5 protein-coding genes are annotated in these 12,015 nt (G+C 70.0%); all 5 read left to right on the top strand.

Annotated elements, in window-relative coordinates; genetic code table 11:
* Positions 1-141 precede the first annotated feature (141 nt).
* Positions 142-741 carry an RNA polymerase sigma factor gene (locus ENSA7_RS13625; protein WP_106089711.1) on the top strand — a complete coding sequence of 200 codons (600 nt, stop codon included), beginning with the start codon at positions 142-144 and terminating at the stop codon, positions 739-741.
* Between the two features lie 385 nt (positions 742-1,126).
* Positions 1,127-2,161, top strand: coding sequence for a type II secretion system protein GspC (gene gspC / locus ENSA7_RS13620; protein WP_106089710.1), 1,035 nt, complete (start codon positions 1,127-1,129; stop codon positions 2,159-2,161).
* Between the two features lie 74 nt (positions 2,162-2,235).
* The gene (locus ENSA7_RS13615) at positions 2,236-5,769 is read left to right on the top strand and encodes an AAA family ATPase (protein ID WP_106089709.1); all 3,534 of its coding nucleotides are present in this window, start codon (positions 2,236-2,238) and stop codon (positions 5,767-5,769) included.
* Positions 5,769-9,500 (top strand): AAA family ATPase, encoded by a 3,732-nt coding sequence (locus ENSA7_RS13610; protein ID WP_106089708.1) that lies wholly within the window; start codon positions 5,769-5,771, stop codon positions 9,498-9,500. Before ENSA7_RS13615 ends, ENSA7_RS13610 begins: the two co-directional genes overlap by 1 nt.
* Positions 9,497-11,995: an AAA family ATPase gene (locus ENSA7_RS13605; protein ID WP_106089707.1), complete on the top strand. Its 2,499-nt coding sequence runs from the start codon at positions 9,497-9,499 to the stop codon at positions 11,993-11,995. The genes ENSA7_RS13610 and ENSA7_RS13605 overlap by 4 nt, the downstream gene beginning before the upstream one ends.
* Positions 11,996-12,015 lie beyond the last annotated feature (20 nt).

The raw sequence follows: 12,015 nt of genomic DNA, 5'->3' as shown, positions 1-12,015 counted from the left end.
GCTCGCGAGCACCGACCCGAATGCGTGCATGGAACAACCGTAACGATCCGCCGGGTCGACTTCCGACGCTCCAGTCCGCCGAGGACCCGCGCGAGCGGCGCCGGCCCAAATGTGGTCATATGCCGGTGATAGCGTTTCGAGGTGACCGACGACGAGATCATCGAGGCGATGCGAACTGGCAGCACAGCCGCTGGTAACCTATTGGCCACGCGCTACCTGAGCGCGCTCAGGTCGTACTACCGCAAGCGGCTGCCGAGCGAAGACGCGGAGGAGCTGACGCAAATTACCCTGCTCGAGACGATTGGACGGATCGAGCGGTTCCGCAGCGAGTCCAGCTTCCGACACTACGTGTTCTCGGTCGCGCGGCGGGTCATGGCCGAGCGCCACCGCCAACTCAGGCGAAGGATCGTGACCGAACAGGCCCCCAGCAGCGAGCCGCCGGGGCTGCAGACCCCAGCAAATGAGCGCCTGGCGCGAGTCGAGTACCTTCAGCGCCTCACCGAGGCCGTCGAGCGGCTCGAGGAGCACTACAGGAATGTCGTCGAGCTCCACATCGATGGGGCGACGAACCGCGAGATCTCGAGCGAGCTGGACATCCAGTACAACACCGTCCGCAGCCGCCTGTCCCGGGGACTGCGCGCCGTTCGCGAGTACCTGCGCCCGTGGGTGGACGAGGTCCTTCGCGCCCAGCCGCCCGCAAACCGGGTCGAGACGACCTCATCGGGCAAGCGGACCAAGTGATGGCGGCAGCAGCCTCCGCCGGGCAAAGTGGCCCGGATCTGAGCCACCCCAATTTCGCCCCATCCCGGGTTGGTGCCCCCCGCCGGCAGGAGCATATGCCTGGTCCCGCCCAGACCCGCATCGTGGGCAGGCGGGCTCGAGCAGGATTCCGCGCGCTCAGAAACTGGTGTGATTCTCGACTGCCTTAATTGCATGCAGCGTCGGTCGCGGGAGCATTGCCTGTGGGCGGGCAGGTCTGCACTGAACATCGTGGTCCCCGTCCGTCGCCTGCCAAAATGTCATCCGGACCCTGACGCGCGTGCTGCAAAGACAGCTTGGCGGGACCTACGGCGCCAATTCCCTCCGCAAAAAGCGGTGGCACTCGGGTTGCATGAGTAGACGGAGCATGCATCGGCTCACCCGGCACTTTGGACTCATCAAGCTCTTCGCGGTTGGCTTGGTTGTGTTCTTCGCGGGGAGTGCACTCACGACATCCATTGCATCCAAGCTGCTCCTCGATGTCTCCGAGCCCGCGCAGGTAGCGAGCGACGAAGACGACCAGGCGGACGAGGATGACGACGAGGACGGGGATGACGAGGACGGGCCGGAGGCGCGGGCCGCCCAGCAGCGCGCCAACATCAATGAAAAGGCGCTGTCGGCGATGGCCGACAAGGGCACGATCAAGCAGACCACCGCCGACACGATCGTCGACCACAACCTGTTTTGCCCCACCTGTGTGCCGATCGAGGAGCAGCCGTTGCTCGCTAGCGCCGACGCCCCGTTCGTCGGCGAGGCGGCCAGCCAGCTGCGACTTCAGCTGCTGGCGACAATGGAGTCGGATGACCCGACCTGGTCGATGGCGACGATCCGCGACCTCGACAACAACAGCCTCGGTCCCTACACGGCCAATGATCAGGTCCGCCCCGGGGTCACGATCTTCGCCGTCGAGCGCGGACGGGTCGTGTTGCTCAATCAGGGTCGCCGCGAGTTCATCTCGCTGGGTGCCGAGCCGCCCCCGCCGGCTCCGATCAAACCCGCCGCCCCTGCCCCAGCCGCCAAGCCCAACGGTCGCCCTTCCGTCGCGCTCGATGGCGCCGAGCAAGCGATCGACTGCGCCAACGAGAACTCGTGCACCGTCGACCGCAAGTTCGTCGACCAGCTGATGCAGAACCCCCAGCAGCTGATGTCCCAGGCCCGCATGTACCCCGTCACCCAGGACGGAGAGACCCACGGCTTTCGGGTCTCCGGCGTGCGCAACGGCAGCCTCGCCACCATGATCGGGCTCAAGAACGGCGACGTCGTCAGCGAGATCAACGGCAGCAAGCTCGGGACCATCGACGACGCGCTGGCCATGTATCAGAAGCTGCGCCGGGCCAGTCACTTGTCGGTCACCGTGCAGCGCGGGGGCGCCGTGATCACCAAAGAGATCTCGATCAAGTAGGCCGCCGAACATCCACGGACGTAGTCCCACAGGCGCGAACCCAGGCGCCTGTTACACTCGGCTGGCCGCTGACGATGTCCGAGCCTCTCCAACTCACGGTGCTGCTTGTCGTCGAGGAGCTGCCGAGCGGTGACTTCCTGGCCTGGCCGTTCGCGGAGCCCGACAAGGTCGCGCACGCGAGCACCCGGGACGAGGTGCTAGAGCAGCAAGAGCTGTTCTTGCGTGAACACCTGGTCCGGGTGCCCGGCGACGCGCTGGCCAGCTACGACCCCGACCCTGCGGGCGAGCTGCAGGTCGTCGATGTGTCGCTGCAGCGCGACGACCTGCCCGAGCGCGTGTCGCTATCGGCGCCGCTCCCGTTCCCCTGCTTGATCGTGCCTGATGGCGCCGACGCGTGGGCGGTCGTGCTCAACCTCCGCCACGCGGTCTGGATCCCAGGCGGCGGCGGGCCCGATCCGCAGGTCCGCGCGCCCAGGATCCGCGCGGAGATCGAGCGGGTCGTGGCCGCGCGCGAGCTCGACGGCCACGCGTTCTTGGGTTTGCTGCGCGGCGCCGATCCCTTCGAGCTCGAGCGCCTCACGATCGAGGTCGAGCGGGCGGAGCGAGCGAGGCCGGCGGTCCGCGCGGCGGCTCGTCGACGCCGCGCCCGCGAGCGCAGCGAGTCCGACGCCCGCAAGTTGCTCGGTCGGGTCGGGACCGACATGGTCGAGGAGCTGCGCCGACATCGGCAGCCGCCCGTGCTCCACCGCGAGCGCGAGATCGCCAGCCTCGACGCGCTGCTGCGCGGACCGGAGCGGCTGGCCCTGATGCTCGTTGGCCCCGAGCTCAGCGGCAAGACAGCTGTGGTTCAGGGCATGATCCACGCGTGGCTGCAGGCCTCCACATCGCCGAGCCGTCTGCCGGACATCCTCGCAACCTCGGGTGCCCAGCTGGTCGCGGGTCAGTCTGGCTTCGGGCAGCTCGAGCAGCGCGTCAACGATGTCATGGCCGCGGCCGAGACCCTGGACGCCGTGCTGTACTTCGACAACCTCGGCGATCTGTTCGCGCGGACCAGCGGTGAGCTGGGCGACGTCGCGGCGAGCATGCGGCCGTGGCTCGAGCGCGGGCGCGTGCGCGTGCTCGGCGAGATCACGCCCGAGCTGCTCGAGCACCACGAGAAGCGCCACGTCGGGTTCTTTGCGTACCTCAACCGAATTTCGGTCGCGGCGCTCGACGCCGAGCGAACCCGGACGATCCTCGAAGCGCGGGCCCGACACGATCGCCGCGTCGACCCCGATCGGCCGACCCTGTCCCTGCCCCCGCAGCGCGACGCCGTGACCCCGCTGGTCGACCTCGCCGAGCGCTACTTCTCGTACCGGGCGTTCCCGGGCAAGGCCGTGCGCTTCTACGCGTCGCTGCGCGCGGCGCAAGAGGGCGAGCACGGCGACGGCGGCGAGCCGCGCGCGATCGGACCGGACGAGGTCTATCGCGGATTCTCGATCCACTCCGGGATCCCCATGTTCTTGCTGCGTGAAGATCGAAGCCTGGAGTACCAGCGGATCCTCGACTTCTTCAGCGCCCGCGTGATCGGCCAGCACCAGGCGATCGGGCGGGTGGCCGAGACCCTGTGCACGGTCAAGGCCGGGCTGCAGCCCGCCGCCAAGCCGCTCGCCACCTTCTTGTTCGTGGGCCCGACCGGGGTCGGCAAGACCGAGGTCGCCAAGACCCTCGCGCGGTTCTTGTTCCGCTCGCCCGAGCGCATGGCTCGGTTCGACATGAGCGAGTACATGGACCCGCTCGCGGCCGAGCGGCTGATCCGCGGCAGCGATCGCGACGACGGCGTGCTGACCCGCAAGGTCCGTCAGCAGCCGTTTTGCGTGCTCTTGCTCGACGAGATCGAGAAGGCCCACCCGGCCGTGTTCGACCTGCTGCTGCAGGTCTGCGGCGAGGGTCGGCTGTCCGACGCGCGCGGGCGCACGACCTGGTTTCACAACGCGATCATCATCATGACCTCCAACCTCGGCGCCGCCCACCGACGTCCGACTTCGGGCTTCGGCGCAGCTCAGGACGGCACGGGGACCGCGGATCAGAGCGCGGCCGAGCGCTACTACCTCGACCAGGTCGACATCCACTTCCGACCAGAGTTCGTCAACCGCATCGACCGCGTGATCCCGTTTCACCCGCTCGATCGCGCCCAGATCCACCAGGTCGCCGAGGTCTCGCTGGCCCGCGTGCGCGAGCGCGATGGGATCGCCGAGCGGGGCATCGCGCTCGAGGTCGCCAACCCCACCCTCGAGCGCCTCGCCAGCGAGGGCTACTCCAACACCTACGGGGCCCGGGCGCTGCGGCGCGAGCTCGAGGATCGCCTGGTCGCACCGCTCGCGCGGACCCTGGCCAAGCTCGGCACCCGCTGCGAAGGCGGCACGGTCCGGGTCCGCGAGGCCGGCGACGTCGAGCCGAGTGAGGCGCTGGCGGGCAAGCGCAAGGGCGAGCGGGTCCTGGCCGCCGAGGTTCAGGCCGAGCTCGCGCTCGAGGTCACCGTCCCGACCGGCCGCACGGCGCGACGAACCCTCGACGCGCTGGCCAGGGTCTCGACCCTGCGCCGCAGCGCCAGCGCGGCGCTCGAGCTCCCGCCCCTGCGCGACCTTCGAGACCGCCTGCGCGTGCTGGTGGCCGAGCTTGGCTATGGCGCCCACAAGCGCAAGGACACCCGCTCGGCCCACGAGCACGCCGCCGAGCTCGGGCGGCTGCGCGCGGAGCATGGGCGCATCGTCGGGACGCTGACCCGCCTCGATGATCTGCGCGAGTCGATCGAGTCGGCCGAGGAGCTCACGATCGCCGCGCTCTACGAGGGCGAGCCCGCCGACCTCTACCAACAGACCGCCGAGGACGCCCACCAAGCGCTGCAGATCGCCATTGTCGACGCGCTGCTGCTCGAGACCGAGCGCCACTCGATCACCGTACACTTGCAGGAACAAGACCCCCGCGGCGCGTTCTTGGTCTACCTGCTGCCGCTGCTCGACTGCCTGGACGACCGCGGCTGGACGGCCTGCTTTCACGTCCACGGCGACAGGCAGGCGCCCGACCCCGGCCAGCAGCCCTGGCCCGAGAGCCGGGAGTGGGGACCCCCGCGGACCCCGGCGTGGCTGCGTCAGAGCCTGCTCGCCGAGTTCGATCCGAACCACGATCCGAACCACGATCCGAACCACGCCCAGGCGGGCAAGCGACGGTTTCGCGACGTCCTGCTGTGTCTGCGAGGCCGTCACGCGGGCGCGGTCATGGACAGCCACCTGGGCCTGTTTCGCTACGACCACGGCTGCCAGCACGAGGGCCGCCGCGACAAGGATCAACGCCCCGCGCACATGCAGGCGCGCCTGATCTCGCGTGACGCCGTGCTCCAGCCGCAGGACTGGGACACCCCCAAGCTGGCGGTCGCCAGGGCCCTGGGTCGCAAGCAGCTCGACGCCACGCCCAAGCGCGCGCACTTCGACGACCACGGCCAGCTCAGCGGCAGCATCACCCCCGAGCGCATGTCGATCACCCCCGCCGAGTTCTGGTCGCGGATCGAAGCGGTGATGTTCACGGGGCTCGTTCGACACGCGTTCTTCGGCGACGACGAGGCCGCCTGATGGCCGTGCTCGACTTCTCCGTGACCGTGTTTCAGCGCAGCCTGGGCAATTTCAGCCAGTGGTGGTCGCTCGGGTTTGGCGCGCGCGAGGTCTGCGTGTCGGGACGGGCGTCGAGCAAGCTGCGCGACCAGTTTCTCGCCGAGTGCCGCGAGCGGGTCCGCCGGGCGCTGCCGGCCGAGCTGCCCGCGCTGCAGCTAGTTCGCGGCCGTCGGCTCCACCACGTCCAGCTCGATCTGACCGTGCGCAGCGACGATGGCCGGCTCCGGTTCACCGGTCGGGTCCCGGTGATCGTCGAGCCGCGACCGCTCGGGCTCAGCGCGGCGATCGAGATCGCCTACCACCCGATGCGCCCGCACGAGTGGTTCCCGCTCAACGACCGCCACACCCTGCAGGATCTGGCCAACACGGTGTTCCAGCGGCGCTGGACCGCAGCTGGGCTCGGCTCGGAACAGCTCGAGCAGCTCCGCCGCCAGGGCACCGAGAGCCTGAAGATCCTCGCGTTTCGAGCCGAGCCCAAGTCCTTGCTCTCGCAGCTGCCCCAGCAAAGGGGCCCCGAGATGGCGCAGATCGGGGCTCGCCAGCGCCGCCCAGGCACGACGCTGCTGAGCGAGCTCGGGTTCGATCTCACCCGCAAGGCCGTCGACGACGAGCTCTCGCCGGGCATGGTCCGGACGCCCTATCGTGAGCAGCTGCGCCAGCTGCTGTGTGGGTCCCGCAAGGCGCCGCTCCTCCTGATCGGGCCGCCCGGGGTCGGCAAGTCCACGCTGTTGCAGCGCGCCGTGGTCGATCTGCTCGAGGCCGACGGCTACGGGACCCACCAGAACCTCGATCGCGTCCACCACGTGTGGCAGATCGGCGGTCGCCGGATCATCGCCGGGATGAGCTACCTCGGGCAGTGGGAGAAGCGCTGCATCGAGCTGCTCGAAGAGACCTACGCCAAGCGGGTGTTGCTGTGGGCTGAAGACCTGCACGCGTGGGGCCGGATCGGCGAGTCGCGCCAGAGTGATCGCAGCTTGTCGGCGTTCTTCCGCGGGCCGATCGCCCGCGGCGAGCTCACGCTGATCGGCGAGTGCACGCCAGAGCAGTACCAGCAGCTGCAGGCCGACGCCTCGGGCTTCGCCAACCTGTTCACGACCATCCACGTCGAGCCGACCGACGCCGCCACGACCATGCGCATGCTGGTCCACGAGGCCCGCGAGCTCGAGCTCTCGCTCGGCTGCGGGTTTGATCCTCGCGTGTTTCGATCGATCTACGAGCTCTCGGGCTCGCTGTACTCGGGCAGCGCGTACCCGGGCAAGGCCCTGGAGCTCGTTCGCGCGCTGGGGTCGCGACGCAGGGTCTCGCGCGAGCGGGCGGCCAGCCTGGCGCTCGCCGAGATCCTGATGCAGGCGCCGACCGATCCGCGCGGGGGCGAGGACGCCGGGCGTCCCAAGATCGGCACCCCGGAGCTGATCGAGCTGTTGTCCGAGCGGACCGGCATGCCCGCGCTGCTGCTCGCGCCCGAGCTCCCGCTCGAGTCCGACGACGTGGCCAAGGGCTTCGCCGCCCAGGTCATGGGCCAGCCGCAGGCGATCGCGGTGATCCGCGATCTGATCGTGCGCATCAAGGCCGGGCTGTGCGATCCGGCCCGACCGTACGGCGTGTTCTTGTTCACCGGCCCGACTGGTACGGGCAAGACCGAGATGGCCAAGGCCCTCGCCGCCTACCTGTTCGGCGACGAGAGCAGGCTCGTGCGCCTCGACATGAGCGAGTACAACGTGCCCGGCGCGGCCGCGCGCTTGATCGGTGATCGCTACGCCCCGCAGGGCGTGCTGACCAGCCGCGTGCAGGCCCAGCCGTTTTGCGTGGTGCTGCTCGACGAGGTCGAGAAGGCCGACCCTTCGGTGCTCAACCTGATGCTGCAGCTGTTCGACGACGGCCGGCTCAGCGACGCCAGCGGCGAGGTCGCCGACTTTCGCCACGCGGTCGTGATCATGACATCCAACCTGGGCGCGGGCGGTGGCTCGTCCATGGGCTTTGGCGACGTCGATCGCCGCGCGATCCTGATCGACATCGCCAAGGCCGTACGCGAGTTCTTTCCGCCGGAGCTGTTCAATCGGATCGATCGGGTCGTCGAGTTTCGCCCGCTCGACGAGCAGGCGGCCGTGGCGATCGCACGCAAGGAGCTCGCCCACCTGCTCGGCCGTCGTGGGTTGATCGAGCGCAGCTCGTTCGTGCGCACGACCGACGCCGTCCTCGCCAAGATCGTACGCGAGGGCTTCAACGCGCGCGACGGCGCCCGCTCGCTCAAGCGCTGGCTCGAGGACAACCTCGGCTCGCTGCTGGTCGAGACGCTGACCCGCTCACGCGCGGCCAGCATGCGGCTGCTGTGGATCTACGAGGAACCACCCGCGCCACCTGCCGCACACCCGCGCGAGGATGGTCAGCGAGCGACGCTGCGGGTCCACGAAGAGGCCCTGCGCGAGGCCGATCCGATCCCCGAGGACAGCCGGCTCGGCGAGCTGCTCGAGCGCCCCAACGCCGCCCTGCTCGAGCAGGTCCCGCTCGCGCTGGGGTTCCTGCGCGGGCTCGAGCACAGCCCCCGGCTCGCGCAGCTGTCCAAGACCCTGGCCACGCTGCTCGACGCCTTCAACCGCGACGCCGCCGACGACCACGAGCGCAGCGGCAGTCAGACCGACGCGCTCTACAACCTCGAGGTCCTTCGCTCGGAGATTCACTCGCTGCGCGACGCCCTCGAGCTCCACGCCACCTATGATCAGCGCCTCAGCGGCCAGGTTGAGGAGCCGGAGGGGCCCCACGAGGGGCTCGGCGAGCAGCTCGAGATCGATCGGTTTCCAGCCCAGCAGGTCCGCGCCCAGGACGGCAGCGCGACCACGATCCGCCGCTTCGATCGCCGCCAGTTCAGCCCCAGCCTGCCCCTGCGCGAGCGCCAGGCCATGCTCCGGGCGATCGCCGAGGTGTGGTTCCTCGAGCGCGCGCTCGAGCGCGCCGATGATCCACGCCAGCACGTCGTGTTCCTCGAGCTCTCGCGGATCGGGGATCCCCGCCAGCGGCGGCGCTTCGAGGCCCGCGAGACCTCGCTGTTCGCCGAGCTCGCCCACGCCTACGCGAGCCGCGGGCGCGGTGAGCTCGAGGCCTACGCCGGGCTCCCCTCCGGCGCTCCGGCGACCGAGCTGACCTCGCTGCGGGCCCCGGATCAGGGCACCCGCGACGGCCAGTTCGCGCAGGGGTTCGCCCGCCTGTGCAGCGAAGACCCCGAGCTCGTCGTGCTGCAGCTCGTCGGCCCCAGCGTGCGCGAGTTCTTCGCCGGCGAGTCGGGCTGTCAGGTGCTCGAGACCCTTGGCGGCGGCCACGAGATCGTTCGCGTGCGCGTGCTCGACGGTGAGCCGCGCGACGACCCCGCGCAGCTGATCACGCGGACCCTGGCCCAGCGCCAGGCCTTCATCCACGCGCTCGAGGCCGGGACCGAGCTGCCCAAAAACCCCGACGCGATGCTCCCGATCATCCGCCGCTTCACGGTCGAAGAGCCCCGCGGCGGACGCTCGGCCAACATCGAGGTCGAGGACTACCCGCTCAGCCACGTCTCGAGCCACTCGGGCGCCCAGCTCGAGCCGGTGCTCACGCTGCTGTGGCTGATGCGGGTGGGCCTGGCGATCAGCCAAGATCGCGAGCGCCGCATCACCGACGCGGGCCTGGCCTCGGTCAAGCCGCCACCGGAGCGACCATCATGAAGAGCTCGCTGCGCGTGTACTTCGTGACCCACCACGACGGCAGGCTGACCGGCAGCTTGCTCGCGCGAGGCTGGACGCAGCAGCTACCGTGTGCGTTCGGGGCCAGCGAGGCCGAGGTCTACGCCGGGCTCGAGCAGATCGTGTCCGACATGATCGCCCGCGAGCACCCGCTCGACTCGTTCTTGTGGGACGAAGACCTCAACACCCGGACGGTGCGCGTCGAGGTCCACCCGCTCGCGGTCGTGCACAAGCGCTGGGTGATCGGCAAGCAGGCGATCCCGCTGCGGCTCGCGTTCGCCTGGTCGAAGCTCGACAAGGGCGGCTACCGGGTCGTGCTGCCGCGCTTCGACTGGTGGTTCATCCTCGAGGATCTCGACATCGCGCCGCAGGTGCTCGGCCAGGCGGTCAGCAGCGCGCTGCTCGGCGAGGCCGCGCGCTCGCTGTTCGACTTCCGCGCGCTCGGGACCGAGCGGATCGAGCCCTGGTCGCCCGCGGTGCTCGGTCGCCGCAAGCGCAAGCCGAGCGAGCCCGAGACCTGGGAGGTGTTCCCGACCCTCCACGCTGTCGCCGAAGAGCTGGTCCAGCACGCCCGCCGTCGACGCTCGCGCTTGATCGAGCCCGCAGATCTGCGGCCCCACGCGCACCTGTGGGAGCGCGAGACCCCGGCGTCGATCCTGCTGGTCGGGGGTCCGGGCGTGGGCAAGACCACCTGGGTCGAGACGCTCGCTCGCGAGTTCGCGCGCCACCGCCGAGGCTCCCACGGCGCCAGCGCGCGGACCAGCCTGGAGACCCGCCCGAGGACCAGCCCGAGGATTTGGTCGACCTCGGCCGAGCGCATCATCGCCGGCATGATGTACCTCGGCCAGTGGGAGCAGCGCTGCCTCGACATGGTCCACGAGCTGTCCCACGAGGGCGACTATCTGTACGTCGGGCAGCTGCCGCCGCTGCTCGACGTCCGCAGCGCTCGCAGCTCGATCGCCGACTTCTTCCTGCCCGCGATCGAAGCCGGCGAGCTCAGCCTCATCACGGAGTGTCATCCGCACGAGTACCAGCAGCTCAAGACCCGGGCCCCACGCCTGCTCGCCGCGTTCTCGACCATCAACATCGCCGAGACACCCTCGGCCGCGATGCCCGGCTTGCTGCGCGCGTACCAGGCCCGGATCAACCCCAAGCTCGCGCTGCAGCCCGAGGCCCTGCGCCGGGTCGTCCAGCACCTCGAGCTGTTTCGCCGCGACACCTGCTTCCCGGGCAAGGGCTTTCGGTTCCTCGACTGGCTCAACCAAGAGCACGGGTACGACGAGACCGCGGCGCTGGCCGAGCGCGCCGGCGCGACGGCTCCGGTCGGCGGCGGCACCGACACCAACACCGACACTGACCCCAACTCCGACCCTGACACGCGGCCTCCCAGCGACGCCGCGGAGATCCGGCCTGGCGGTTCCAACAGCTTCGGGCCCGCCAGCGAGATCACCGTCATGCGCGCCCAACAAGCGTCGGCCGCGTTCTCGCGCCACACGGGGCTGCCGCTCGAGCTGATCAGCGAGGACTCCGTGGCCGGACCCGCGACGATCGCCGCGCGGCTGCGAGCGGGGGTGATCGGCCAGGATCGTTCGTGCGCGACGGCGGCCCGGGTGCTCGCGCGGTTCAAGGCCGGCCTCGACGACCCCGAGCGCCCGGTCGGCAGCCTGTTCTTCGTGGGCCCGACGGGGGTCGGCAAGACCGAGCTCGCCAAGCAGCTCGCGCGCTACATGTTTGGCGCGGCCGAGCGAATGATCCGGCTCGACATGTCCGAGTTCATGCTCCCAGGGTCGGCCCAGCGACTCCTGGCGGTCGGGCCCGGGGTCGAGAGCCTGGTGGAGAAGGTCCGGCAGCAGCCGCTGTCGCTGATCTTGCTCGACGAGATCGAGAAGGCCCACGCCGAGGTGTTCGATCTGCTGCTCGCGGTGCTGGGCGAGGGCCGCATGACCGACGCGGCCGGCTGCCTGGTCGACTTTCGGATGACGCTGATCATCATGACCTCGAACCTCGGCGTGTCCGAGCGCGGCGCGGCCGGGTTTGGCGACAACACGGAGGCCGAGCAAGGGCGCAGCTTCGACGCGGCCGTGCGCCGCCACTTTCGGCCCGAGTTCTTCAACCGCATCGACTTCGTCGTCCCGTTTCGCAACCTCACGCCCGCCGACATTCGAGCGATCGTCGACCTCGAGATCGACGCGCTCGGCAAGCGCACCGGGCTCGCGCGCCGTGAGCTCCGCCTGGCGGTCAGCGACTCGGCCCGCGCGACCCTGGCCGAGTGGGGCTGGCATCCAACCCGCGGCGCGCGGCCGCTCAAGCGCGTGCTCGAGGAGCAAGTCATGGCCCCGCTCGCCGTGCTGTTGGCGCGCACGCCCACGCTGCGCGGGCGCAAGGTCCCGGTCGTGACCGCGGCCGAGCGCGAGGGCCTGGGATCGGGGCAGCTCGCCGTCGTCCTCCCAGCCCAGCGCCCTACAGTGGCACGCTAGAAACTGCGTGGGCGGCATGG

Source organism: Enhygromyxa salina (assembly GCF_002994635.1).
GTDB classification, from domain to species: domain Bacteria; phylum Myxococcota_A; class Polyangia; order Nannocystales; family Nannocystaceae; genus Plesiocystis; species Plesiocystis salina_B.
Note: the sequence above shows the minus strand (reverse complement) of the source record. Positions and strands in the feature narration are given on the sequence as shown.

Coding starts and splice junctions, on each gene's coding strand:
- gspC (WP_106089710.1), top strand. CDS start 1,127: ATGCATCGGCTCACCCGGCACTTTGGACTCATCAAGCTCTTCGCGGTT.
- ENSA7_RS13615 (WP_106089709.1), top strand. CDS start 2,236: ATGTCCGAGCCTCTCCAACTCACGGTGCTGCTTGTCGTCGAGGAGCTG.
- ENSA7_RS13610 (WP_106089708.1), top strand. CDS start 5,769: ATGGCCGTGCTCGACTTCTCCGTGACCGTGTTTCAGCGCAGCCTGGGC.
- ENSA7_RS13605 (WP_106089707.1), top strand. CDS start 9,497: ATGAAGAGCTCGCTGCGCGTGTACTTCGTGACCCACCACGACGGCAGG.